Here is a 25,981-nt window from a genome sequence, read left to right as displayed (position 1 = left end):
CATAACGCCCGGAACTCCACGCATAGCGGCGCTAAAAAATCCATGCTGCATTGCGCAGGCAAACTCTATCCCCCTTCGCATTGAACATCTTTCAAACTTACATTTGATATGTTGGAATAACGGTTTTTGAGATAATTAGAAACGGTGCTCTTTCTAATCTATGGATTATATTAATATTTTTGCTATACTTTTGAGATATCTCCATACACCAGTTGAGATAACTAAACATCATGGCTCAATTCAATCATTTTGAACTCTCACTTCTGAACCCCAGCTTTGACTCCCCTTTGGTCGACGCGTTGACGGAGCTGGAGCTACTCCGGCACCTGCGGCTGGAAACCGACGTTCATCCTATCCTGTTTGCGCAGTTGAAGGCCGTATTCCACATGCTGGAGAGTCTTGGTTCTGCAAGAATTGAGGGAAACCACACCACGCTTGCCGACTATGTTGAAAGCAAGGTTGAAGGAACGCAGAGTTCGACGGATCAGCTCAAAGAAATCAACAATATTGAAGCCGCGATGGAGTACATCGACGGATATCTGAGCAACGGCGATGAGATAACGGAATATTTTATCCGCGAGTTGCATAGTCTGGCGGTAGCCGGATTGCAACAGGAAGGCGACAGAACGCCCGGTGCATATCGGCAACATAACGTCAGCATCGCTCAGTCTGAACATTTGCCGCCGGACCACATCCGCGTCCCTGATTATATGGCGGAACTGACCTCCTTTATTAACCGCGCCGATAAGCCAAAGTATGACTTGATGAAGATTGCGCTGGTACATCATCGTTTCGGCTGGATACATCCCTTTGGCAACGGTAATGGCAGAACGGTCAGATTGCTGACCTATGCGTTGCTTATCAAGTATGGTTTTAACGTTCAGACAGGTGGTCGGGTTCTCAATCCGACAACCGTATTCTGTAACGATCGGGAACGCTATTACGCCATGCTTTCGTTAGCCGATAAGGGAACAGAGCAGGGGCTGGAAGAATGGTGCTTATATGTGCTTTCGGGGATCTCCTCTGAGCTGAAGAAAGTCGATCAACTGACGAACCACGCTTTCCTGAGCGAAAAGATCCTGTATCCGGCCATCGATTTTTCGTCGGAAAGAGGGTTGATAAATCCGCTGGAATCAAAGGTTCTGAAACGTGCGGTTGAACTGGGGACGATAAAAGCGGGCGATCTACGTGCTGTGTTGCCTGATCTGAAACCGACGCAGGTGACTTACCAGCTTGGTAAACTAATTGAACGGGGACTGCTCCAGCCTGTAGAAGAAGGGGCGCGTACCTATACGGCGAAATTTTCTAATTCGTATCTGATACGTGGAGTGATTAAGGTTCTGCGGGAAGAAGGGTTTATTCCTGATTTGTGATATCAAAAATATATTAGTGGATTATTTACACTTTTATATGGTTATTTTTGATGAAACATAGCAGCTATTAATATAGCTGCTATACATCTGATTTTTTTTGGGGGAAATTTAACTTTAATTAGAAGCTTCATTTGCCATAGTTGAGTTGGCCCCGAGTGATTCTTTTGTTTTAACGTCATTTATTAGTTTGTTCATATAGCTAATATCAAGAAAATGGCCCTGTGCAAATGAACTGAAAATTGAAAAAATAAATGAAATAAATCCTTGAGGGTATATACGGTCATCAACAATAAGCTTAGTAAATGTTACTAAACGTTCCTCTGCGGTACGTCCATCGGAAGCATTAACGACACCTTGGCAACAAGTATTGAATAATACAATTATAGCGTTATCCAGAGATAATGGTCTTCTTTTCTTATAATGGTTGATATAAACTGAAAATAATGGCAAAGAGACAGCATGAGTAAACAATGAACATAAGCTATTAAAGTTATTAAATGGATTGGCGTGTATTTGAAATATTTTAGTCACTAAAGTGACATGTTGTTCATCATCTGAATTTGCCAATGCAATACAATCCTTGTAGCTTATATACATAGGAAGATAAGTTTCTACATGACATTGGAAATTTTTTAACCTTATAGGTAGCGGTAGATGCTCTAAGAGATGGGATGTAAACACTATCGAATTTACTATCTTTATTTCAGAGTCTAAAGACTTTGTCAGGGCACTAAAGGAGTCATCAATAATAAAATATGGTGTTTTTGTGAACAGAACATATTTCATTGTAGAATAGACAGATGCGTCTAAAAACTCTTTTACATTTAATAAAGTATCTGGCGTATCCGCTACCGGAACTGAGTGAACTTCGCAGTAGTCAAGTAAGTTATTCAGGGAGTCACGAATGGATGCTGTTGAACTTTGAATGTCTTCTGCCGTTATCCTAAAAAGATGATCATCGCGCACACCGATAGATAGATAAGAAGGATTTTCAACTTCAGTTAACCAATTATCAATGCAAGTTTTAGTCTCATTTGTGATTATTAGTTTGGATCTACTTTTGCGTAATGTTATGTCTGAATGCGTTAAAGCGAAATAAATGATACCATGAATATCAGTAATAAATTGTTCTGGATGATCGACTTCACCCTCGGGTAATGATAAAGATTTATTGACTCTCTGAGAGGTTAGTAGCTTCAAAATAGATTTTACAGGTTTTCCTTTTTCAAGTTCATTAGCTTTAAGATATAAAGGCACATTCTGACAATTAATAATATGTTCTTCTCTTGATTGATGATCATATTGCGAAAATTCGTCTTTTATTTTTTGAAACATTAACTCTGGGTCTGAAGGAACTTCTATCTTTTTTATCGGGAAGTTAATGTCTGGTTTTTCAGAGACAACATTTAGTGCATATCTGAAAATAACATGATAAGGATTTAATTCTTCTATTATTTTTACTCTATCCATGACATAAACATCTTCCTCATCTATAGCTAAATTAGCAAGAAGATCTCCATATTCAGTGTGAGCAGATAATAAGGCACCTTGTTCTTTATCAGGTGTTATATCAAGAATAACTTTCTCTTCTTCCACTCCATTACGGATCAGTTTTATAGCTCTTATAACTTTATCTGGATATTGCGTGTTTAATTCATTAGCTTTTTTAGCTTGATAACCTGTTAAAGATGAAAAATGTGTTTGTAAAAGAATAGATGCAAATTTTTGTGGCGAGCTAATAAATTTCTCTGAAATTATTTTTTCTGAAAAATGAGGATCTACTTTATTTGAGATAAGTCTCAATAATGACAAAGTATGAGTATCGAAAGATGAGAAAACAGTTTTCGGTATTCTTTCTAGAATAGTAATGGCTGTAGCTGGAGCAGTTTTTAAGGTACAACGAATCAGTAGAAGCCAAGGGTATGAATTATCATCATTTTTCTTAATAGCCTCTTCTAGGGCTATTATTGCCTGAGGCCAACTGTTATATGCAATATCTATTCTGGCCTGAAGGAGCCATGTGTAGTGATCCCATAATGTTTTATCTATCCTGCTCAGGCATTCTGTTAATGTAGTTAGCTTTTCTGCACGAATAAGTGACTCAAAATAGGCTATAACTAAGCGTGACGGCCATAAATTTTCAGGTAAACGAGGTTCGAGAAGATCACAGCTCTCTTTAGCAAGATCTAACCAGAGTAGATCATCACATAAATTAACTAAGCCATTGCCGGAAAGAGATGTTTTATCTTTATGTGCTAATGGAATGAAAATAGCAAGATCTTCTTTGATTCTATTTTTATTAATGTGATCATTACTATCATTTAATAATAGTTTAGCTTTTAACGAGATGAGTTGATAGTTGAAAGGCAAGTTTTTAATATAATTATCTTGTTTTAAATCAGTATTCAGAATAAGCTGCTTTATATTTTCCTTAATATAAGTTCCTTTTGCAGCGGCCTCTAATAATACAATCAGAGAGCCTGATGTTAACTCATCATCTTCTTTAATATCACGTAAAGTGAGAGGAGCTGTTTCATCGAAAGAGAATAGCATATCAACAAAGTCAGTAACAGATTGGTTAATGGCTGATATTTTATCCTTATATTTAGCTATTGTTTGAATAAGTTGATAATGATTTGCTTTAACAAGCATAACTAAATTACTTAAAGAATAAAGCAACCATTTGTTCTCTGGATATGCTTCTAAGAATGTGATTGTGTCATTTATGCAGCTAATTACTTGATCATAGACATCTTTATCCAGAGATAGTAAATCTATATTGTGATATTTTTCTGCAAGTTCCAGTACGGTAATATAATTAAGCAGAATAGAGTTTATAGGTGTTGGTGCTCTTTCAACTAAGATCGTTGCAAAATTTTTTGCTGATATTTGATTTTTTACCCGGCTGGCACCTATAGATATTGCATAAAGTTCATCTACACTAACGAGAGGCTGGTTCTCATTCCAGAAATCGTTAATTTCATCTTCAGTTGCAAGGCACTGAAGATAAAACATGTGTGAGTATTTTTTCTTTGGAGACTGTGAGTATATGGCTATAGCATTTTCATGATTGTTATTTTTAAACTCTATAAGCATAATAACAGAAAAAACAACGTCTCTTAGTTTATCTGATAAATCATCTTCTTTGGCAAGAGTATACAGTTCATCAATTCCAGAGGTGAAAGCATTTTCTGATGCAAGAATTGCTGTATTTAATACATCTACAAATTTTCTGGCGACAGGTGTGGCAGGTAATTTTTTTATAGCGTCTATAATGGTCTTGGCCGTGGCTATATCGCTGTTACGTATCTTTCTAAATATGTCCTCTGCAATAGGGAATAGGTTTTCGGGGGTAAGTTCTGATGGGTATGTTATTTTATTACCAAGGACAATGTCACCAGAACCGTAATGTGAAGAGCGCAATTCATTATTCATTTCTGATGACCTTACTTTTAGTTATTGATGATTTTATTACCATGCACGATATCGCCGCTACCATGATGAGTACTAACATGGTTAATAGTCTGCGGTGCAGTTTTAATCTCCATTAATAGCCTCAATAACTCAGGATCGTTATCAATTCTGGTTTTTATTGCTTTTCCACTTAAATCATCATTTATGCCCAGTTGAGTAATTTTATCCGCCATTATTTGCGCAGTATTATCGTCAATCAGCCAGTTTCTAAGATTATCTTTTAACCAGACCGCACTAATCGTTACGCCAGATTTTAATCCGTCATAAAGTAATCCCGACAAAATGGTACTTGTTAGAAAATCCATAGTCATTTCTCTTTCTCTATAGTTAATCATATAGATAACTATACATGAAGTGTATCTTCGAGTACCAGAGCCTGACCGTACAGAAAGTATGGATGAGATGAGTTCTTGCTGCTGCTAACTAAACGCGGTATCGTTTGCGAGCACCCGCAAATTCAGGTGCCGCGATTGGTCTCCTGAAGATATTCCTTACTGGCGACATATGACGCGCTTTATGTCGTTCATCCGACTACATCTCAATGGTGGGCCGGGCGGAGGCGTCGCAAAACGCGCCGGTGTCCAGTAAGGCCGGTAAGACCAACTCAGTTCGGTGCCACCACTCGTAAGGTTGGTCTCTGCGGTGGTGGTTAAAACAATCACTTATTGGAGGCTGCCATTATGGCTAAAATCCCCGCTCAAACAAATTCGTTACTTGCCGTCCCTTCAACGCTGTTACGGACTTCACCGTCCTCGCCAGCTACTGCGAAAAGTTCGCCTAAACCCTGATTGAAAGTAAAGATCTGACATTAAAAATGGCGCTTAGCGGCAGACTCAACGCTTGTCTAATGCTGCTCCAGCACACGCCGTTTGAACCTTTCCTTCCCCATCTTGTTGTAAGCCTGACCGTTGCTACCCTCTCGGCAAACGTCCCCAATTGGGCCTGAATACACAGAGCTTTGTCACCACAGCCTTGCCCTGACGCAGATGCTGGCGGAGCAGAGGTTTTCCTAAGAAACAGAGAAATTCCTTAACTGGCTGCTGTATGACCTGATCAACTACTTCGCGGCGGAAATGAAAGCCTCACGCTGACTACGTACCGCCGATGGTTAGAAGTTTATGATGGGGAGGCGGCATGATCATAATGCAACCAGACAGGTATTCCGCCGGTATTATCGCGGCACTGAAAAAGCGCGGAATGTCGCTTTCTGCCGTTTCTCGAAACTTAGGGCTGGCATCATCCACTCTGGTAAACGCGTTTACCCGTAGCTTGCCCAAAGCTGAATGGCTGATCGCCGAAGCGCTAGGCGTTGTGCCAGAGCAAATCTAGCCCTTCCGTTACCGTAAGTCTGAAAATGACTAAATCGTCTCTCCCGATCTTCTAATGGCTTTGCTTTTAGACGATCGGGAGAAGACAAGCGAAACGCTGCAGTCCTGGCTCGTAAAATTCTTTTATAAAGAAAGAACCGTTTTTCCTTTCTTTACCATTGGTACTGGTATAGTTTCCCTCCTGCTCCAAGCTGTTATTGACAGCGCTCAACGCTTCGCGACATGAATGAAGCGCCTGCTATCAGCGATTTGCTGTATGAAGCCGTGGGATATTACGCCGAAGCGCTATAAGCTCCGCGTTGTCTAAGAACAAAAGAGGGGAAGCATTGAACAACTGGACTAGTCAAAAAAGCAAAAACCCGCCTTTTGGGCGGGTTCTTTAAATAGTGGTGCCCGGACTCGGAATCGAACCAAGGACACGGGGATTTTCAATCCCCTGCTCTACCGACTGAGCTATCCGGGCAACGGGGCGCATTAAACCCGATCCTCCCTCCGGCGTCAACGAAATTTGTTGCTTTCGGTGCAGACTGCACACTCTCTCACCATTTCGTCGCAAACTTAAGCGAAAAAGCGCGTCCAGAGCGCGGAAAGCGGCATCGCGAGCAGCAGGGCAGGGAGCATGTTCACCACTGCAAACATCTTAATGCCACAGATGCGCAGCCCTGTCGCCAGCAGCAACAGGCCGCCGACGGCGGTAAAGTCTGCCATCATCGCTGGCGTTGTCAGCGGCAGGATCAGCGTGGCGCAGGTGGCCAGCGCCAGCTGAATAAGCAACATCGGCACACAAATCGCGGCGACGGCGATGCCGAGGGTGGTGGCAAAAATGGTGGCAGTAAAGAAATCCAGAAACGCTTTCGCAATCAATATGCTGGGATCGCCGGTCATCCCTTCCTGCATCGAACCGAATATCCCCGTGCCGCTGGCGCAGAACAGAATAATGATCGCAACGTAGTTCTGAATAAACGACTCGTGCGTGCCGTGCTTTGCCTTGCCCGGTCGGGCAATCAGATTTTTGGCTTTGCCTACCGCGTGATTAATACCTTTTTCCAGATAGCAAAACTCGCCGATGAGCGCGCCGAGCAGCGTCGCCAGTACCATCACCGGCAGGTTGGTGCATTTCACCACTAAAAGGATACCAATCCCTAACGACGCCAGGCCAAAAATAGAAGGCATGGAGACGCGAATACGCTCCGGCAGGCGCTGACTTAATACTGCCCCAAGTACACCGCCCAGCAATACGGCTCCCGCATTGATAAAGGGTCCAATTACCACGTTTAACTCCTGTTATTTAAGCACTGGCATTGCATGATTATGGCACGTTCGTCCCAGATTACGCTTAGCTTTGGGAGGCGTAACGCATACTGATTCCTTCTTGCACCTGAAAATAAAAGGTGACATGATTGCGCGAATTTTCTCCTTCCTGTCTCGCCGTTCGGTGAGGGTATTTGCGCCTATGAAAACCATGAAAATTGCCGTCAGCCGTGAGCTGGTATCCAAAGTTTCTACGCATCGCGAAAAAGTTATGCTGGATAACACCGATTTCACCGATGTGGCGGCAGTCGTCATTACGGTTGTTGAAAGCTACAGCGGCATTCTCGCATTGCTGAAGCGTACGGGCTTTCAGTTACCGGTATTTTTGTTCTCAACAGAGCCAGGAGAGGTGCCAGAGGGTGTCACGGCGATCATCTCGGGTAAAGCACAGGAATTGCTGGAACTGGAATCTGCCGCCTGCCGGTATGAAGAGAACCTGCTGCCACCCTTTTTTGACACCCTGAGCCAGTATGTGGCGATGGGAAACAGCACCTTTGCCTGTCCGGGTCACCAGCACGGTGCCTTTTTCAAAAAACACCCGGCGGGGCGGCAGTTCTATGATTTCTTCGGTGAGAACGTTTTTCGCGCCGACATGTGCAACGCCGACGTTAAGCTGGGCGATCTGCTGATCCACGAAGGCTCCGCCAAGCACGCGCAAAAGTTCGCGGCGAAAGTATTCAACGCGGACAAAACCTACTTTGTGCTGAACGGCACGTCGGCGGCCAACAAGGTGGTGACCAACGCGCTGCTGACCCGTGGCGACCTGGTACTGTTCGACCGCAACAACCATAAGTCCAACCATCATGGGGCGCTGATCCAGGCCGGGGCAACGCCTGTCTATCTTGAGGCAGCCCGTAATCCGTTTGGTTTTATCGGCGGGATTGATGAGCACTGCTTTGATGAGGCCTGGCTGCGGGAACTGATCCGTGACGTCGCGCCGCAGAAAGCCGCCGAGGCGCGCCCGTTCCGTCTGGCGATCATTCAGCTCGGCACCTACGATGGCACGATCTACAACGCCCGTCAGGTGATCGACAAGATCGGTCACCTTTGCGACTACATCCTCTTTGACTCCGCCTGGGTCGGCTACGAGCAATTTATCCCGATGATGGCGGAAACGTCTCCGCTTCTGCTGGAATTGAACGAGAACGATCCGGGAATTTTCGTGACCCAGTCGGTCCACAAGCAGCAGGCCGGGTTCTCGCAAACGTCGCAGATCCATAAAAAGGATAACCATATTCGCGGTCAGTCGCGCTTCTGCCCGCACAAGCGGTTGAACAATGCGTTCATGCTGCATGCCTCCACCAGCCCGTTTTACCCGCTGTTTGCTGCGCTGGACGTGAACGCCAAGATCCACGAAGGCGAGAGCGGACGCAGGCTGTGGGCGGAGTGCGTCGAGCTGGGCATTGAAGCACGCAAGGCCATCATCGCCAACTGCAATATGATCAAACCGTTTATCCCGCCGGTGGTGGCGGGGCGGCCATGGCAGGATCACCCCACACAGGCTATCGCCAGCGAGCGTCGCTTCTTTAGTTTTGAACCGGGTGCAAAATGGCACGGTTTTGAAGGCTATGCCCGCGAGCAGTATTTCGTCGATCCGTGCAAGCTGCTGCTGACCACGCCGGGCATTGATGCTGAAACAGGTCACTATACCGATTTCGGCATTCCGGCGACCATTCTCGCCCACTACCTGCGCGAGAACGGCATTGTGCCGGAGAAGTGCGATCTCAACTCCATCCTGTTCCTGCTGACGCCAGCCGAGAGCGCGGAGAAGCTAATGCAGCTGGTGGCAATGCTGGGGCAGTTTGAACAGCATATTGAAGACGATACGCCGCTCGCGGATGTGCTTCCGACCATCTGTCAGAAATACCCGGTGCGTTACCGCGACTACACGATCCGTCAGCTGTGCCAGGAGATGCACGATCTCTACGTCAGCTTTAACGTGAAGGATTTACAGAAGGCGATGTTCCGTCAGGAGAGCCTGCCTGCCGTGGTGATGAACCCGCAGGATGCCAACCAGGAGTACATTCGCGGGAACGTCGAACTGGTGCATATTCGTGACGCCGAAGGACGCATTGCCGCCGAAGGTGCGCTGCCATACCCGCCGGGCGTGCTGTGTGTGGTGCCCGGGGAAGTCTGGGGTGGAGCAGTACAGCGCTATTTCCTGGCGCTGGAAGAGGGCATTAATATGCTGCCGGGTTTCTCGCCAGAGTTGCAGGGCGTTTACAGCGAGAAAGATGCGGACGGGATTAAGCGGCTGTATGGATACGTATTGAATGTCTGAACGTAGGCCGGGTAAGCGTTAGCGCCACCCGGCGAGTACCCGGCGGCGCAAGCTTACCGGGCCTACAATACTGCGTCAGGCTTCTGCGCGGCGGTACATCCTTCTCGGATGCCCAATCTTCCCGTACAGCATCTCCACCGTCAGAAAACCCACCTCCACGCAGTGTTCCAGATAGCGCCGGGTGGTGGTTTTACTCAGGCCCGTCTCGCTCACCACCTCATCCACCGTAAAACAGTGCGCCGCCTTGTTGTTAAACAGCATTTGCACCCGCGCCAGCGTGTTCTCCTCTATCCCTTTGCTGCCGTTGTCCAGGCGATAGTTTTTCGCCTGCAATTGGTAGAGTGAATCTACGTTCTGCTGGTCGACGATCTTCCAGACGCGCTGCTGTTCGGCAAACTGCACAAAACGTTCCAGCGACTGGCTCAGGCGCTTCCAGGAAACCGGCTTGAGGATGTAGTCGAACGCGCCGTTACGAATTGCCTGGCTACAGGTGTCCATATCGCTGGCGGCGGTGATGAAAATCACCGAGCAGTTGGCGCGGGTGAGCATCGGGTTGCTGATAAGGGTGATGCCTTTGCCGTCCGGCAGGTAGTTATCCAGCAGCATCAGCTTCGGCTGTTTGCTCTCCAGTTGTACCTGCGCGTCGGCCAGCGACGCGGCAATCCCCACCAGCCTCAGGCGCGGATGTTTACCGATAAGCTCCGCGTGCAGTTGCGCCAGTTCGTTCTCGTCTTCAACAATCAGTACGTCGATAAGTTCATGTTGCATAGTCGGTATCTTCCAGTTCCTGTACGGGGTGCCGGGCCGTTCCCGTGGCGGGAATAAACAGTGAGAAAATGGCACCGCGTGGGGTGTTATCGGCAACTTCAATTGCACCGCCAGCCTGTGTGACATAGCTTTCAATCAGATACAGGCCAATACCATGATCGCCGCGCGTTTTGGTGGTGATGCCGCGCTCAAAGATCCGGTCGCGGATCTCCGGTGTGATGCCGACGCCCTGGTCGGCGACTTCAATAATCAGTTCCTGCTCGTTCAGCTTTATCAGCACGTCCACCGGGGCATGCGGGAGCGGTGCACGCTGGGTCGCTTCAATGGCGTTATCCAGCAAGTTCCCGATGATCGAGATAAGTTCCGATTCGAGCAGCGGCAGGAACGGTTTATCCACCCGGCAGGCCGGGTCGAAACTCAGCTCAACGCCTTTTTCACGCGCGCGGGCGGCCTTTCCAAGCAGCAAACCACACAGCGTCGGAGAGCTAAAGCGGGACGAGATAAAGTCCAGCAGCTCCTGAGCGTGTTCCGACTGCGCCTGTATGTAGCGAATCGCTTCGTCATAACGGCCCATATGCAGCAGGCCGGACAGCGTAGTCATGCGGTTCAGCTGTTCATGGCGCATGATGCGCAGGTTATCAACGTAGCGCTTCACCTGGCTGAGCTGGGCGCTGAGCGAGTCGATCTCGTTGCGATCGCGAAAGGTGATCACCCAGCCCTGCAACGCATCTTCCAGCATGATCCGCACCCGGCTGGCAATGACCGTGAGATCGTTAAAGCGACAGATCTCATCGTGGGTGTCTTTCGCAAGCATGGTTTGCGCGTTGAAGAACGGGACGGGCGCGATCACCTGGCTGATGAGTTGACCCCGCAGTTCGCGGGCGGGCTGACGTAAGCCTAATAATTTACGCGCCGCCTGGTTAATCACCTCAATGCGAAGATCGTCGTCGATGGCAATCACCCCTTCATAAATGGATTCCATCATCGCCTTTTGCTGGCGCACCAGCAGGCCGATTTCGCGCGGCTCCAGAGAGAATATCTGCTTCTTGATGCTGCGGGTGAAGAACCAGGAGAAAATAAACAGGGCGATAAGCAGCAGCACGGCGGCAATCAGGATATTAACCACCTTGCTGACGGTGATGGTGTCCAGATAGCTCGTGAGATAGCCTACCGAAACAATCCCCACCACCTGCCCGGCATCATTAAAAATGGGCGCTTTGCTGCGCAGCGAAATGCCTAACCCGCCCTTGCGGATGGTGATGGTGCTTTTGCCGTGTAATACCTCGTCGTTATCTCCGCCAACCAGCGTTTTGCCTACCCGGTCGGCAAACACGGAGTGGAAAAGATGCAGCCCTTTATTGTCACCAATCACAATAAAACTGGCGTCGCTGCGGGCGGCTATTTTCTGCATAAAGTCATGGATACCCAGGATATCCTTTTGTTCGACTTCTTTTCGCAGGGTAGGAATAAGCGCAATTTCTTCGGCCTGTATTTTTGCGCGCGCGCTCATTTCCTGATAAAGCTGCCTGCCGACATCGACATAATAATATCCGCCCAGTAATGCGAACAGCACTGAGAAAAAGGCGACCAGCGAAATAAACAGCTTGATCTGAAACGATACTTTCATAACTATCACGCGAGATATCAACAGGTCGGCTGAATATATCATCTTTTAAGGCCAGGATGCCCGCTTTGCCGAAAACTTGTGATCCCTTGCACAGCGCAGCCTGTAAAAGATTTTTCCGAAAGTCTCATCCTCTTAAGGTTAAATGAATAAATGTTATTTCTTTGTTCAGTTAAGAAAAGAAACCATAAAAACCACGGCAATAAATAAGGCGTAAATCACATTAAATAAAAGAAACCATTAAAACCATAGCGTCCATTAAAACTTCGCTTTTAATATGCCATCCCTCACATAAAGTAAGCCTTTGTGACTCTAAGCTGAACGCACAAAATAACTAAGGGGCTTATTATGAGCACAACTGACGATTCATTCTCTGTTACCCACGACCCGATTGATATTCAGCGGCCATCGCTCAAAGAGCGCTGGTGGCATATTATGGATACCTGGAAAATCGGCATTATTCCTCTGCCGCTGTTCGTTCTGGCGGGCGCGCTGATTGCGATTGATTGCCTGGGCGGAAAACTGCCGAGCGACATTGTGGTCATGGTGGCCACGCTGGCCTTCTTCGGCTTTGCCTGCGGTGAGTTCGGCAAACGCCTGCCGATTGTCGGCAAGCTCGGTGCGGCGGCAATTTGCGCCACCTTTATCCCTTCCGCGCTGGTTTACTATGGCCTGCTGCCGGACGTGGTGGTTGAGTCCACCACGAAGTTCTACAAATCCACCAACATTCTCTACCTCTATATCTGCTGCATTATCGTCGGCAGCATCATGAGCATGAACCGCACCGTGCTGATCCAGGGCTTCCTGCGCATCTTCTTCCCGATGCTGTGCGGTGAAATCGTCGGCATGATTGTCGGCATGGGTGTTGGGCTGGCGCTGGGCCTCGAGCCGTTCCAGATCTTCTTCTTTATCATTCTGCCGATCATGGCGGGCGGCGTCGGGGAAGGGGCGATCCCGCTCTCTATCGGCTATGCCACCCTGCTGCATATGGATCAGGGCGTGGCGCTCGGCCGCGTGCTGCCGATGGTGATGCTCGGCGGCCTGACGGCGATCATTATCTCCGGTTGCCTCAACCAGCTCGGGAAACGCTACCCGCACCTGACCGGTGAAGGCCAGCTGATGCCGAATCGCGCCAACGCTGATGCCACTGTTTCCCAACCTGCGTTCTCCGGCAAAGCGGACGTGACGACCATCGCCTCGGGTGCGCTGCTGGCGGTGCTGCTGTACATGCTGGGCATGCTCGGTCACAAGCTGATTGGTCTGCCAGCGCCGGTGGGCATGTTGTTTATGGCGGTGCTGGTGAAGCTCTGCAACGGCGCCTCTCCGCGTCTGCTGGAGGGTTCCCAGGTGGTGTACAAATTCTTCCAGACCTCCGTGACCTACCCAATCCTCTTCGCTGTCGGCGTGGCGATTACCCCATGGCATGAACTGGTGGCGGCGTTCACCGTCAGCAACCTGCTGGTGATTGTCAGCACCGTTTCCGCGCTGGTGGCGACCGGATTCTTCGTTGGCAAAAAGATTGGTATGCACCCGATTGATGTCGCCATCGTCTCCTGCTGTCAGAGCGGGCAGGGTGGCACCGGTGACGTGGCGATCCTGACCGCAGGCAACCGCATGAGCCTGATGCCATTCGCCCAGATTGCTACCCGTATCGGCGGCGCGATTAACGTCTCTGTCTCACTGCTGATTCTGGGCAACTTCCTCGTTTAAGTTTTCAGGAAAGAACAATGAAACTCGCAAGCTTTTTATACCAGGGAAAACGCAGCTACGGCATCGTACAGGCCGAAGGCGTGATTGATTTGGGCCGCCGCCTGGGCGACCGCTATGGCGACCTTAAAGCGCTGTTGCAGGGGAACGGGCTGGCGCAGGCCACCCGTTTTCTGAACGACGCGGTGGATGTACCGCTGAACGCCATCACCTTCTTACCGGTGATTGTCCAGCCGGAAAAAATCCTCTGCGTGGGCATGAACTATGCCGACAAGCGCAAGGAGTTTGACCAGCACAACCCGGCCCCGACGCTGTTTGTCCGCTTCCCGGATTCACAGACCGGCCACAACGAGCCGGTGCTGAAGCCGCGCCACTCCAGCGAGTTCGACTACGAAGGCGAGCTGGCGGTGATCATCGGCAAAGGCGGGGAGAACATCAGCCGCGACGACGCCCTGCGCCACGTGGCGGGCTACAGCTGTTACATGGACGGCTCCGCCCGCGACTGGCAGCACACCTGGTTCACCGCCGGGAAAAACTGGCGCCAGACCGGGGCGTTCGGCCCGTGGATGGCGACGGCGGATGAGATCCCGGACCCGCACAGCCTGGCGATCCGCACCTGGCTGAACGGCCGCATGGTGCAGGAGGACAACACCAGCAGCATGATCCACAAGGTGGCGGAGCTGATCGAGTATATCAGCACCTTCACCCGTCTCAGCCCGGGCGACGTGATCATCACCGGCTCGCCTGGTGGCGTGGGTAAAAAGCGCAACCCGCCGCTGTTTATGAAGGAGGGGGATCGCATTGAGGTGGAGATCGAGCATATCGGTCATCTGAGCAACGTGATCGTGGAAGCGCCAGCCGTCGGGCTCGCGGCAGCGCACTGAGTAAGGCGGCAGCATGCAATCGCAACCCATTGATTTTCGGCACACCGTTGTGGCGAAACACCCGGAACGCTTAAGCCAGATCCGCTACCTGTTGGCAGACAGCGGCCTTGGCCTGGACAACGACATCACGCTGTTTGTCGAAGCCTGGTCCGGCGCGCAGCTGGTGGGTTGCGCCGGGCTGGCTGCCAACGTCATCAAATGCGTGGCGGTCAACGAGCAGCTTCGTGGGGAAAACCTCAGCGCGCGTCTGCTTGCAGAGGTGGAAAACGCGGCGCTGGAGCGCGGCCATTTTCACCTCTTCCTCTGCACCCGTCCGTGCAATAAGGAGCGCTTTGGCCGCAGCGGTTTCTGGCCGATTGCCCAGAGCGGGAACAACGCGGTGCTAATGGAGAACACTCCGCAGGGGATCGCGCGCTACTGCCGTTCCCTGCGCGCGAAGCGCCGGTGTGGGGAAAAAACGGGCGCGATCGTGATGAACGCCAATCCCTTCACCCTCGGCCATCGTCATCTGGTGGAGCAGGCGGCGACGCAGTGCGATGCCCTGCATCTGTTTGTGGTGCGTGAAGACGCCTCGTTCTTCCCGTTCAGCGCGCGCCTCGAGATGGTGCGTGCGGGCGTGGCGCATCTGCCGAACGTGGTGGTGCATGAAGGCTCGCAGTACATCATCTCCCGCGCCACCTTCCCGGCCTACTTCCTGAAGGAGACCGGCAAAGTGCAGCAGGCGTGGAGCGAGATCGACGTGCTGATCTTCCGGGACTATATCGCCCCGGCGCTGGGCATCACACACCGCTTCATCGGCTCGGAGCCGTTCTGCGACATCACGCGGCAGTACAACCAGACGCTGCACGACCTTCTGGCCTCGCATATTGAGGTGGTGGAGATGCCGCGCATCAAGGCCACCGGCAACGCCATTTCGGCCTCGGAAGTGCGCCGTTTACTCAAGACACAGCAGTTTTCCCGGATCCGGGAGATTGTCCCGGACTCCACCTTCGCGCACCTCGAAGCACATTATCGTGCGAGTGCGGAAGTCGCATAACTATCAGGAATTTATCATGAATATTGTAAGGGAGGCGCTGGCCGGAACGCAGGAGTCCAGCGACCTGATGGTGAAAATCGCCCCCGCTCACGGTGAGCTGGAGATTGTCATCCACAGTGAAGTGATTAAGCAGTTTGGCGAGCAAATACGCCAGGTGGTCAACGACACATTGCGCGCCATGAACGTGCACCAGGGATTAATCATTATTGAAGACAAAGGGGCGCTGGACTGTGTGATCCGCGCTCGCCTGCAAAGCGCGCTTCTGCGTGCCGCCGATGAACAGGCCATCAACTGGGGGGCGCTGAAATGAGCAAACTCCGCCGCAGTATGCTGTTCCTGCCAGGCGCCAATGCCGCCATGCTCTCTACCGCCTTTATCTACCGCCCCGACTCCATCATGTTTGACCTTGAGGACGCCGTGGCCCTGCGCGAGAAAGACACCGCACGCATGCTGGTGTTCCACGCGTTGCAGCACCCAATGTATCAGGATATCGAAACCGTGGTGCGCATTAACCCGCTGAGCACGCCGTTTGGCCTGCTGGATCTGGAGGCCGCCGTGCGCGCGGGCGTGGACGTTATTCGTCTGCCGAAAACCGACACGCCGGACGACATCTACGAGCTGGAAGGCCACCTCGAGCGCATTGAGCAGGCGTGCGGGCGTGATGTGGGTTCCACCCGCGTGATGGCGGCGATTGAATCGGCCATTGGCGTCATCAACGCCGTGGCGATTGCCCGCAGCTCCCCGCGCCTGATCGGCATCGCGCTGGCCGCCTTTGACTACGTGATGGACATGCAGACCGAGCGCGGCGACGGCACCGAGCTGTTCTATGCCCGCTGCGCCGTGCTGCACGCCGCACGCGCCGCCGGTATCGACGCCTTCGACGTGGTGTGGTCCGACGTTAACGACGAAGCCGGGTTCCTGCGCGAGGTCGACCTGATCCGCAAGATGGGCTTCAACGGCAAATCGCTGATTAACCCGCGCCAGATAGACCTGCTGCACAACGCCTACGCCCCGACTCAGGAAGAGGTGGATCACGCCAAAAGGGTGATTGAGGCGGCAGAAGAGGGCGAGCGTAACGGCCTGGGCGTGGTGTCGCTCAACGGCAAAATGGTGGATGCACCGATTATTAACCACGCGCAGGTGGTGCTGGAGCGCGCGGCGGCCTCTGGCGTGCGTCGGTAAGGATGACATAATGAATCAGACAGAACTTCTCCATGTAAATTTCCCCCATCTGCGGGATCTGAAACCCTTTGATACCACCCACAGCGCGACGCCGTGGCTGGCGGACAGCGAGGCGAAGCACAGCCGCAAGCTCTGCGCCTCAATTGAAGAGGCGGTTAAGCGCAGCGGCTTGCAGGACGGGATGACCATCTCCTTCCACCATGCCTTTCGCGAAGGCGACCGGGTGATCAACACCGTCGTGGCGCTGCTGGCGCGGATGGGCTTCAAAAATCTGACCCTGGCTTCCAGCTCGCTGATGACCTGCAATGACGCGCTGATCGAGCATATCGAGAGTGGCGTCATCACCCGGATTTACACCTCCGGCATGCGCGGCAGGCTGGCGGATGCCATCTCCCACGGGCTAATGGACGAGCCGGTACAAATTCACTCCCACGGCGGGCGCGTGAAGCTGCTCCAGGACGGCGAGCTGAATATCGACGTGGCGTTTCTCGGCGTGCCGTGCAGCGATGAGTTTGGCAACGCCAACGGGACGCACGGCAAATCGTGCTGCGGTTCGCTGGGCTACGCCATGGTGGACGCGCACTTTGCCCGTAAGGTGGTGCTGCTGACGGAAGAACTGGTGCCATTCCCCAATATGCCCGCCAGCCTGGTGCAGGACCAGGTGGACTACATCGTGCAGGTGGAGAGCGTGGGCGACCCGGCGAAAATCAGCGTCGGCGCGGCGCGCGTCACCAGCAACCCGCGCGAGCTGATGATCGCCCGCTATGCGGCGGACGTGATTGAACACTCTGGCTATTTCAAACCAGGCTTCTCGATGCAGACCGGTTCCGGCGCAGCGGCCACCGCCTGCACCCGTTTTATGGAAGAGAAGATGGAGCGCAGCGGCGTGAAGGCGCGCTTCGCCCTTGGCGGCATCACCGGCAGCCTGGTGGATCTGCACGAGAAGGGACTCATCGAAACGCTGCTCGACACCCAGTGCTTTGACGGCCAGGCAGCGGCCTCGCTGGCGCGCAACCCGAACCACGTGGAGATCTCCACCAACGTCTACGCCAACCCCGGCAGCAAGGCGGCAAGCTGCGACCAGCTCGACGTGGTGATCCTCAGCGCCCTGGAAATCGACGTCGACTTTAACGTCAATGTCATCACCGGCTCCGATGGCGTGATGCGCGGCGCATCCGGCGGACACTGCGACGTGGCGGCGGCAGCCAACCTGACCATTGTGGTCGCGCCGCTGCTGCGAAGCCGCATCCCGACCGTCGTGAAGCGCGTTACCACCCGCCTCACGCCGGGGGAGAGCATTGACGTGCTGGTCACCGACCACGGTATTGCGGTCAACCCGGCGCGCCCGGAGATCCGCGAACGACTCATGGAAGCAGGGCTGAAGGTTGTAGATATCAACGCGCTGTATGAACGAGCGATTTCGTTGACAGGCGTACCGAAACCGATTGAGTTCACCGACAAAATCGTCGGGGTGATCCGCTACCGCGACGGCAGCGTGATCGACACCGTGCGACAGGTAAAGGAGGAAGTGTGACGATTGCGACACCCGTGCGGACGGGTGTCAGCCTGGACGAACTGCTGGCGGCGAAAGAGCGCCGCGCAGCGCGCCAGGCTGACATGCTTGCGCACTATCAACAACCGGTGATCTCCCTCACGCTGGTTACGCCCGGGGAGATCAAAGACAGCCTGCGCTATCGCAACACCATGGGTGTGGCGTTACAGATGTGCGACCAGCTGCTGTGGGAAAACCGCTGGCAGGTGCTGGACCGCCGGGTGCTGTGGCTACCCACCGGACCTGAAGCCTTGTGGTGCGTAGCCCATCCGGCGGCGGAAATTAAAGCGCACTGTGCAGAACTGGAGCAGACGCACCCGCTCGGCAGGCTGTGGGATCTGGATGTGATCTGCCCTCAGCACGGCCACGTCGGGCGTCAGTCGCTGGGGGCGAATCTCAGACGCTGCCTGATCTGTGACGAGCCCGCTCATGCCTGTTCCCGTTCGCGCAATCACCCCGCTGAGCAGGTTGTTTCCCGCGTGGAGAAGATGATCGATGACTGGTTTGCTCGCGACTGAACCGCGCCCGGTTGACGTGCCTGCGCTTGCCGCAGAGGCGCTGTGGCAGGAGCTGGAGCTGACGCCAAAACCGGGTCTGGTGGACAGGCTCAATAACGGCTCCCATTGCGATATGGACCATGCCTTGTTTGTCCGCAGCATTATGGCGATTACGCCGTGGTTTGCCCGGTTTGCGGAACTGGGTGAAGCACATGCGGCCAAACCTGCCGATCGGCAGTTGCGGATTCTCCGCCCGATGGGAATGGCCTGCGAGCAGGCAATGTACGCCGCCACGGGCGGGGTAAATACCCACAAGGGCGGTATTTTTGCCCTCGGTTTGCTCTGCTTCGCCGCCGGGCGTGTGAAAAATATCTCTGCGGATAGCCTCTGTTGTGAGGTAAGTAACATCTGTCGTGGGCTGGTGGCGCGGGAGCTGGTCGGGCGCAGCGGGCAGGCAACGGCGGGGGAGCGGCAGTTTCAGCTGTACGGTTTAACCGGCGCGCGCGGCGAGGCGGAAAGCGGCTTTGCGACGGTGCGTAAGGCTTTGGATGCGTGGAACGGTCAGTCGCTTCACGGCCTGCTGTTGCGCCTGATGGCGGTAAATCAGGACAGCAATCTCGTTTCGCGCGGCGGCATTGAGGGGCTGCGCTACGTTCAGGGCTACGCGCGGGAATTACTGGCTAACGGCTGGGACTGCGAGGCGTTGCTGAAGATGGATAAGGCATTGATTGAACGCAATCTGAGCCCGGGCGGCAGTGCGGATTTGCTGTCGGTGGGGTGGGTGCTTTCTGGAATAAAATAGCCGGGTGGCGCTGACGCTTACCCGGCCTACGGTTTACGGTTTGTAGGCCCGGTAAGGCGAAGCCGCCACCGGGCACAACAATCAATGCGCGATCGGCTGCGCACCGTGCGGCTCGCGCACGTGCTTGTACTTGAACAGCGCGATGAACGCGAAGAACAGCACCAGCGAGTACCCGGCGAAGATCAGCCACACTGGTTGCCAGTTGGTGATGCCGTTAGTGGTATACATCTCAACCACTTTGCCGCTCACCACGCCGCCCAGAATACAGCCGAAGCCGTTGGTCATCATCAGGAACATGCCCTGCGCACTGGCGCGGATTTCAGGCTTCACCTCTTTTTCCACAAACACCGAGCCGGAGATGTTGAAGAAGTCGAAGGCACAGCCGTAAACAATCATCGACAGAACCAGCAGCACGGTGCCGAACGCGCTCGGGTCGCCATAGGCGAACAGACCGAAGCGCAACATCCAGGCGGCGATACTGATCAGCATGACGTTCTTGATACCGTAGCGGCTCAGGAAGAACGGGATGGTCAGGATGAACAGCGTCTCGGAGATCTGCGAGATGGACATCATCACCGACGCGTGTTCGACGATAAAGCTCCCGGCAAACAGCGGATCGTTATCGAAGCTGTGCAGGAAGGTATTACCGAACATGTTGGTGATTTGCAGTTCCGCGCCCAGCAGCATGGAGAAGATAAAGAAGATCGCCATGCGCTTGTTTTTAAACAGTGCGAAGGCGTCCAGGCCAAGCATGGTGCTCCAGCTCTGGTTTTTCTGCTGATTAGATACCGGAATGGTGGGCAGTGTCAGGGTGAACAGCGCCAGCAGTACGGAGAGCGCCGCGCCGATGTAGAGCTGCATATGGCTCAGCTCGAAGCCCGCGAAGCTCACGCCCCACATCGCCATGATAAAGCCGATGGTGCCCCAGATACGGATTGGCGGGAAGTCGGTGACGATATCCAGACCGGCAGATTTCAGGCGATAGTAGGAGATGGTGTTGATCAGGCCAAGCGTTGGCATATAGGCCAGCGAGTTAAGCAGGATCACCATGAACATCGCCCCCGGCGTGGTCACTTCGGCCGCCATAAACAGCGTCCCCGCACCCACCAGGTGGCAAAGCATATACAGCCATTTCGCGCTTAGCCATTTATCCGCCACGATACCGAGCAGCGTTGGCATGAAGACAGCCGCAATACCCAGCGAGCTGTAAACGGCACCGATCGACGCACCATCGAACTTGAGCGTCACAAACATATAGGAGCCGAGTGTAGTCAGCCAGCTACCCCACAGGCAGAACTGCAGAAACGACAAGATTTTAAGCTGCAGCTTAAGGTTCATGTTACTTTCCTCACAAGTGAGCGGGAGATATGTTGTTTTGGGAACATTCAGGGTTGTTATTTGATGCAATTCTATCAGTTGGCAACGATATGTTTTGTTACCTCCCGCAAAAAAATGCAATCCACATTAATTTGCAGTCTGGATTGTGATGCAAATAGCATTTTCGTATGGGTGGGATGAGATGGGTGCGGTCTGATGTCCCCTCACCCTAACCCTCTCCCAGAGGGAGAGGNNCTCTCCCTCTGGGAGAGGGCAGGGTGAGGGGTAGTTTTCTAGCGGCGACGGTAGTTCTTCTGCGCCGTATTCACCTTATACAGATAGCGGCGTGATTCCGCAGACGGGTGGCGGGTGGTGAGGGTTGAGTAGACATCCCCCGGCGCCATGCTGTTGATGATGTTCGCGGCCTGCACTTTGTCATTTGAGAAGACGCGCAGCACGCTGCCCGCGCCACCGTTATAGGCGGTGATCACCGCATAGCGGCGTGAGGTTGGGTTATCAATCCCGCCCAGGTAGACATTGTTCAGCATCGCCAGGTAGGCCGTACCGGTATCAATGTTGCTTTGCGGATCGAACAGGTAGCTGCGGCTCGGCGTGCCGGATTTCCCCTGTGCGCGGAACACGTCTTTACCGGCGCTGTGCTGTACAACCTGCATCAGCCCCAGCGCGTCGGAACGGCTTACCGCGTAGGGGTTGAACGAGGACTCGGTCTGCATAATCGCCAGGATCAGCGACTCATCCACGCCATACTTACGCGACGCCTGACGCACCATGCCCAGATACTTATGCGCACGCTTGTCGAGGTGGTTCGGCACCAGGTTGATCGTGACGCTGTAGATCACTTTCAGGCCGTTGGTGCGGCTTTTCAGGCGCGTTTGCAGCAGGTAGTCGGCAAATTTCGTGGCGCGGCCTTCCCAGCGGATCGGCTGACCGGTCTGGTCAACGACCTGGCCATACAGAAACGGCTCTTTGGAGATGGTGATGTCATCGGCATCAGAGTAGAGGTCGATAGACCCCGGATCGTCGCCCATCAGCAGGGTTTTGATGATGGCCTGACGTAAATGCGCCGCAGGTTCAGTCCCTGCGATGGTTTCAACCGTAATCGTACCGTCATCGAAGTTGATGTGGCTACGGGTCTGATAGGCGTCGGTGTACTTAACGTAGTCCTTCGGTCCGGCAATAAGAACTTCGTTAAATCCCCATATGTTCTCGATGTTGTGGGCAAACTGCCCCATCAAAATGTCAAAACCGTTGGTGTCCTTGACCCAGGCTTCGTTGTATTCATCGCCTTTTTTGGAAGAACAAGACACAAGCAACGGCGCAACAAGGGCTAGCGCTAAAAGTTTTTTCATCATTCCGGGAGTGCGTGTTGTGTTTGCTTTGGGGTTGCTGTTGCCGGGTGGCGCTGCGCTTACCCGGCCTACAAAACCGTAGGCCCGTGCAAGCGCAGCGCCGCCGGGCAGCAGCCGCAGAGTATTATTTTTCCGGTGGCGTATAGCCTTCGATATGGACGTCTTTACCCTCGAACAGGAAGTTCACCATCTCCTGCTCCAGCAGTTTGCGGTGTTCCGGGTTCATCATGCTGAGCTTTTTCTCGTTGATCAGCATGGTCTGCTTCTTCTGCCACTGTCCCCAGGCTTCTTTGGAGATCTCGTTGTAAATGCGCTTACCCAGGTCGCCCGGGTAGAGCTGGAAATCCTGGCCTTCAGCGTCGCGCTGTAGGAAAGTACAAAAAATGGTTCTGGCCATACTCATTCCTCTTTGTCTTGCCGATGCTAAACCATTGCACCGACACGTAATTGCTGTAACAGGCGCTCCACGGGAGCCGCCAGCCCGACTGATGGCGGTTGCGCTAAGTTATACCAGAGAGCGTTGCCTTCATCCATGCACGACGTGAATGAGGACACGGGAAGCCACATCGGCACAATATCCAGATGGAAATGGCTGAAGGTATGACGGAACGCGTTGAGTTGCGTCAGGGTATCGGCCGCAATGCCGCGCTGTTCAAGCCATGCCCGAAGCGAGGCTTCATCCTCAAACTGTGGGAAGCAGTATAGACCACCCCACAGGCCACTCGGCGGGCGCTGAGCGAGAAACACCTCGTCGCCATGCTGCATCAGCAGCATGTACCCGGTGCGTTCAGGCAGCGTCTGCTTCGGTTTTTTCCCCGGATACTGCGCCCAGGTGTGGTTCGCATACGCCACGCAGAGGTTGTTTACCGGGCAGAGTTCGCACTTCGGTTTTGAACGGGTGCAGACCATCGCACCCAGATCCATCATCGCCTGGTTAAAACGCGCCACCCCTTCCGCCGGAGTGACCGCTTCACTGATCTCCCACAGGCGTTTCTCAACCTCTTTCTTGCCCGGCCAGCCATCTACGGCGTAGCAGCGTGCGAGCACGCGCTTGACGTTGCCGTCGAGAATAGGGAAATGTTTGCCTAAAGAGAGGGAGAGGATTGCGCCTGCGGTTGAACGCCCGACGCCGGGCAAATCCGCCACCTCGTCAAAGGTTTCCGGGAATTTACCGTTGTGGCGGGTGGCGACCTGCTGTGCGGCTTTGTGCAGGTTGCGCGCGCGGGCGTAATAGCCGAGGCCTGTCCACAGGTGCAGTACCTCGTCCAGCGGCGCGTTGGCCAGATCGGTGATTGTCGGGAAGCGCGCCATAAAACGCTCGAAGTAAGGAATGACCGTCGCGACCTGCGTTTGTTGCAACATCACCTCGGAGAGCCATACTTTGTAAGGCGTTTTTTCAATTTGCCAGGGCAGGGTTTTACGCCCGTATTTGTCGTACCAGTCCAGCACCTGGGCTGAAAATTGAGAGGCTTGCATGGTCATCGATTCGCTTAATCAGGGACGCAGATTGCAGCACAGCGTCAATCTGCTGTAAACCGGATCTTTCCCATGCTTGCATAGAAGCCTTAACTTTGGATAATGCCCGTTTCCCGAACATTCTCACAAGCAGACAACTCTTTTATGAAAAACGACGTCATTTCACCGGAATTTGATGAAAACGGTCGCCCGCTGCGCCGTATTCGCAGCTTTGTCCGCCGTCAGGGGCGCCTGACAAAAGGGCAGCAACACGCGCTGGACAACTACTGGCCGGTGATGGGCGTTGAGTTCAGCGAGCAACCGCTCGACTTCACCGACCTGTTTGGCCGCGACGCGCCAGTGACGCTGGAGATTGGTTTTGGCATGGGCACCTCGCTGGTGACCATGGCAAAAGCGCGCCCGGAGCAGAACTTCCTCGGTATCGAAGTACACTCGCCGGGCGTCGGCGCGTGCCTGGCAACGGCCCACGAAGAGGGCGTTGAGAACCTGCGCGTCATGTGTCACGACGCGGTGGAAGTGCTGCACAAAATGATTCCTGACAATTCTTTGAACATGGTTCAGCTCTTTTTCCCTGACCCATGGCACAAAGCGCGTCATAATAAACGCCGTATCGTTCAGGCGCCGTTTGCCGAGCTGGTGAAAAGTAAGCTCAAGCTGGGCGGCGTTTTCCACATGGCAACCGACTGGGAACCTTATGCGGAACATATGCTGGAAGTGATGTCGTCCCTGGACGGGTATAAAAATCAGTCTGAAAGCAACGACTACGTACCGCGTCCGGATTCACGTCCGGTGACAAAATTTGAACAGCGTGGCCATCGTCTTGGTCACGGCGTATGGGACTTAATGTTCGAGAGGGTGAAATAATGGCAAAGAATCGTAGCCGTCGACTGCGTAAAAAGATGCACATCGAAGAATTCCAGGAAGTGGGTTTCTCCGTTGCCTGGCGTTTCCCGGAAGGCACCAGTGTGGAACAGATCGATCAGGACGTTGATGCGTTCATCAACGAGGTGATCGAGCCAAACAAGCTGGCCTTCGACGGTAGCGGCTATCTGGCGTGGGAAGGTCTGATTTGCACCCAGGAAGTGGGGAAATGCACCGAAGAGCATCAGGCGCTGGTACGCAAATGGCTTGAAGACCACAAACTGGAAGATGTCCGCGTTAGCGAACTTTTCGACGTTTGGTGGGACTAATAAAGCAAGAACGGGCCAGCATTAGCTGGCCCATTTTGTCTGAGGGAGTGTTAAAAATGCGCAAAACGTTGCTGGCTGTTGCTTTACTGGCAATCGGAACCACCGCCCATGCGGAGTATAAATGTAGCGTCACCCCGCGTGATGACGTGGTGCTGAGTCCGCAAACCGTGCAGGTTAAGGGCGAGAATGGCAATCTGGTGATTACGCCGGATGGCAACGTGACCTTTAACGGCAAACCGCAAAACCTGACGGCCGCCCAGCGCGAGCAGGCGATGGACTACCAGGCCGAGTTGCGTACCGCGCTGCCCTGGATCAACGATGGCGCGCTGACCCGCGTTGAAAAGAGCCGCGTGGCGCTGGATAAAATCATCACCAAAGAGGTGGGGGAGAGCAGCAATATGCGCACCCGCCTGACGAAGCTGGATAAACAGCTGAAAGAGCAGATGAACCGTATTATCGAGACGCGCTCTGATGGCCTGACGTTCCACTATAAGGCGATCGATCAGGTGCGTGCCGACGGTCAGCAGCTGGTGAACCAGGCGATGGGCGGCATTCTCCAGGACAGCATCAACGAGATGGGCGCCAAAGCGGTGCTGAAGGGTGGCGGTAATCCGTTGCAGGGTGTACTGGGTAGCCTGGGCGGACTGCAAACCTCGATTCAGAACGAGTGGAAGAATCAGGAAGCCGATTTCCAGCAGTTCGGCAAAGACGTGTGTAAACGCGTGGTGTCGCTGGAAGACAGCCGGAAGGCGCTGGTGGGGACGCTGAAGTAATATTTGTGCGCACTGGGCCCTCACCCCAGCCCTCTC

At 53.0% G+C, this 25,981-nt stretch carries 23 protein-coding genes, 1 tRNA gene and 1 pseudogene; 15 read left to right on the top strand and 10 right to left on the bottom strand.

All coding sequences use genetic code 11. The features are described 5' to 3' along the window. The first annotated feature begins 230 nt into the window (after positions 1-230). Positions 231-1,373 carry a Fic family protein gene (locus tag INF61_RS14430; RefSeq protein ID WP_047741524.1) on the top strand — a complete coding sequence of 381 codons (1,143 nt, stop codon included), beginning with the start codon at positions 231-233 and terminating at the stop codon, positions 1,371-1,373. A 114-nt stretch (positions 1,374-1,487) separates the two neighbouring features. On the opposite strand, the gene INF61_RS14425 is transcribed toward INF61_RS14430, so the two are convergent. After that, positions 1,488-4,808 carry a hypothetical protein gene (locus INF61_RS14425; protein ID WP_047741525.1) on the bottom strand — a complete coding sequence of 1,107 codons (3,321 nt, stop codon included), beginning with the start codon at positions 4,806-4,808 and terminating at the stop codon, positions 1,488-1,490. Between the two features lie 17 nt (positions 4,809-4,825). Then, complete coding sequence (locus INF61_RS14420; protein WP_227413496.1) at positions 4,826-5,158, bottom strand: hypothetical protein; 333 nt, start codon at positions 5,156-5,158, stop codon at positions 4,826-4,828. Between the two features lie 369 nt (positions 5,159-5,527). Between INF61_RS14420 and INF61_RS22920 the strand changes: the two are divergent. Together INF61_RS22920 and INF61_RS14410 are read left to right on the top strand one after the other, a co-directional pair. Continuing rightward, positions 5,528-5,938 (top strand): annotated as a pseudogene (locus INF61_RS22920) (hypothetical protein). Positions 5,939-5,981: 43 nt separating this feature from the next. Next, positions 5,982-6,176, top strand: a complete 195-nt coding sequence (locus INF61_RS14410) for a helix-turn-helix domain-containing protein (protein ID WP_154123116.1) — start codon at positions 5,982-5,984, stop codon at positions 6,174-6,176. 386 nt (positions 6,177-6,562) lie between these two features. Here the strand turns inward: INF61_RS14410 and INF61_RS14405 are convergent. Then, positions 6,563-6,638, bottom strand: a tRNA-Phe gene (locus INF61_RS14405). A 95-nt stretch (positions 6,639-6,733) separates the two neighbouring features. Next, a complete protein-coding gene (locus INF61_RS14400) occupies positions 6,734-7,447 on the bottom strand; it encodes a DUF554 domain-containing protein (RefSeq protein WP_047741526.1) in 714 nt (237 codons plus the stop codon). 181 nt (positions 7,448-7,628) lie between these two features. On the opposite strand from INF61_RS14400, the gene INF61_RS14395 reads away from it, so the two are divergent. Continuing rightward, positions 7,629-9,767: an ornithine decarboxylase gene (locus tag INF61_RS14395; protein WP_045906879.1), complete on the top strand. Its 2,139-nt coding sequence runs from the start codon at positions 7,629-7,631 to the stop codon at positions 9,765-9,767. 75 nt (positions 9,768-9,842) lie between these two features. On the opposite strand, the gene INF61_RS14390 is transcribed toward INF61_RS14395, so the two are convergent. Further along, on the bottom strand, positions 9,843-10,535 hold the full coding sequence (locus INF61_RS14390) for a response regulator (RefSeq protein WP_015571854.1): 693 nt from the start codon (positions 10,533-10,535) through the stop codon (positions 9,843-9,845). Then, positions 10,525-12,162 (bottom strand): sensor histidine kinase, encoded by a 1,638-nt coding sequence (locus INF61_RS14385; RefSeq protein ID WP_015571853.1) that lies wholly within the window; start codon positions 12,160-12,162, stop codon positions 10,525-10,527. The genes INF61_RS14390 and INF61_RS14385 overlap by 11 nt, the downstream gene beginning before the upstream one ends. A gap of 345 nt (positions 12,163-12,507) precedes the next feature. Between INF61_RS14385 and INF61_RS14380 the strand changes: the two genes are divergently transcribed. The 8 genes from INF61_RS14380 to citG are packed head-to-tail and all read left to right on the top strand — an operon-like array spanning position 12,508 to position 19,819. Further along, complete coding sequence (locus tag INF61_RS14380) at positions 12,508-13,869, top strand: 2-hydroxycarboxylate transporter family protein (RefSeq protein WP_015571852.1); 1,362 nt, start codon at positions 12,508-12,510, stop codon at positions 13,867-13,869. 17 nt (positions 13,870-13,886) lie between these two features. After that, on the top strand, positions 13,887-14,750 hold the full coding sequence (locus INF61_RS14375; protein ID WP_015571851.1) for a fumarylacetoacetate hydrolase family protein: 864 nt from the start codon (positions 13,887-13,889) through the stop codon (positions 14,748-14,750). A gap of 13 nt (positions 14,751-14,763) precedes the next feature. Beyond that, a complete protein-coding gene (citC, locus tag INF61_RS14370) occupies positions 14,764-15,786 on the top strand; it encodes a [citrate (pro-3S)-lyase] ligase (protein ID WP_032671991.1) in 1,023 nt (340 codons plus the stop codon). Positions 15,787-15,802: 16 nt separating this feature from the next. Further along, the gene (gene citD / locus INF61_RS14365) at positions 15,803-16,096 is read left to right on the top strand and encodes a citrate lyase acyl carrier protein (protein WP_017382935.1); all 294 of its coding nucleotides are present in this window, start codon (positions 15,803-15,805) and stop codon (positions 16,094-16,096) included. Then, the gene (gene citE, locus INF61_RS14360; RefSeq protein WP_126495350.1) at positions 16,093-16,968 is read left to right on the top strand and encodes a citrate (pro-3S)-lyase subunit beta; all 876 of its coding nucleotides are present in this window, start codon (positions 16,093-16,095) and stop codon (positions 16,966-16,968) included. Before citD ends, citE begins: the two co-directional genes overlap by 4 nt. Before the next feature lie 10 nt (positions 16,969-16,978). Next, positions 16,979-18,502, top strand: a complete 1,524-nt coding sequence (gene citF / locus INF61_RS14355; RefSeq protein ID WP_163371320.1) for a citrate lyase subunit alpha — start codon at positions 16,979-16,981, stop codon at positions 18,500-18,502. Beyond that, positions 18,499-19,038 carry a citrate lyase holo-[acyl-carrier protein] synthase gene (citX, locus tag INF61_RS14350; RefSeq protein ID WP_032649492.1) on the top strand — a complete coding sequence of 180 codons (540 nt, stop codon included), beginning with the start codon at positions 18,499-18,501 and terminating at the stop codon, positions 19,036-19,038. Before citF ends, citX begins: the two co-directional genes overlap by 4 nt. After that, positions 19,016-19,819, top strand: coding sequence for a triphosphoribosyl-dephospho-CoA synthase CitG (gene citG / locus INF61_RS14345; protein WP_032649490.1), 804 nt, complete (start codon positions 19,016-19,018; stop codon positions 19,817-19,819). The genes citX and citG overlap by 23 nt, the downstream gene beginning before the upstream one ends. Positions 19,820-19,900: 81 nt before the next feature. Here the strand turns inward: citG and INF61_RS14340 are convergent, their stop codons facing one another. From INF61_RS14340 to mutY, 4 genes are all read right to left on the bottom strand, one after another. Continuing rightward, positions 19,901-21,157: a nucleoside permease gene (locus tag INF61_RS14340; protein ID WP_015571846.1), complete on the bottom strand. Its 1,257-nt coding sequence runs from the start codon at positions 21,155-21,157 to the stop codon at positions 19,901-19,903. Positions 21,158-21,429: 272 nt separating this feature from the next. Continuing rightward, on the bottom strand, positions 21,430-22,506 hold the full coding sequence (mltC, locus tag INF61_RS14335; protein ID WP_017382930.1) for a membrane-bound lytic murein transglycosylase MltC: 1,077 nt from the start codon (positions 22,504-22,506) through the stop codon (positions 21,430-21,432). Between the two features lie 124 nt (positions 22,507-22,630). After that, a complete protein-coding gene (locus INF61_RS14330) occupies positions 22,631-22,903 on the bottom strand; it encodes an oxidative damage protection protein (RefSeq protein WP_003862425.1) in 273 nt (90 codons plus the stop codon). 26 nt (positions 22,904-22,929) lie between these two features. Further along, the gene (mutY, locus tag INF61_RS14325; RefSeq protein ID WP_169810064.1) at positions 22,930-23,982 is read right to left on the bottom strand and encodes an A/G-specific adenine glycosylase; all 1,053 of its coding nucleotides are present in this window, start codon (positions 23,980-23,982) and stop codon (positions 22,930-22,932) included. Positions 23,983-24,126: 144 nt separating this feature from the next. On the opposite strand from mutY, the gene trmB reads away from it, so the two are divergent. From trmB to INF61_RS14310, 3 genes are read left to right on the top strand one after another with little or no spacing between them, the layout of a single operon-like run. Beyond that, a complete protein-coding gene (trmB, locus tag INF61_RS14320) occupies positions 24,127-24,846 on the top strand; it encodes a tRNA (guanosine(46)-N7)-methyltransferase TrmB (RefSeq protein WP_015571843.1) in 720 nt (239 codons plus the stop codon). Continuing rightward, positions 24,846-25,172, top strand: a complete 327-nt coding sequence (locus INF61_RS14315; RefSeq protein ID WP_003862421.1) for a YggL family protein — start codon at positions 24,846-24,848, stop codon at positions 25,170-25,172. Before trmB ends, INF61_RS14315 begins: the two co-directional genes overlap by 1 nt. Before the next feature lie 56 nt (positions 25,173-25,228). Then, positions 25,229-25,945, top strand: coding sequence for a DUF2884 domain-containing protein (locus INF61_RS14310; protein WP_015571842.1), 717 nt, complete (start codon positions 25,229-25,231; stop codon positions 25,943-25,945). Positions 25,946-25,981: the final 36 nt, after the last annotated feature.

Source organism: Enterobacter cloacae complex sp. P18RS (genome assembly GCF_014982105.1).
Lineage (GTDB): Bacteria > Pseudomonadota > Gammaproteobacteria > Enterobacterales > Enterobacteriaceae > Enterobacter > Enterobacter hormaechei_C.
Note: the sequence above shows the minus strand (reverse complement) of the source record. Positions and strands in the feature narration are given on the sequence as shown.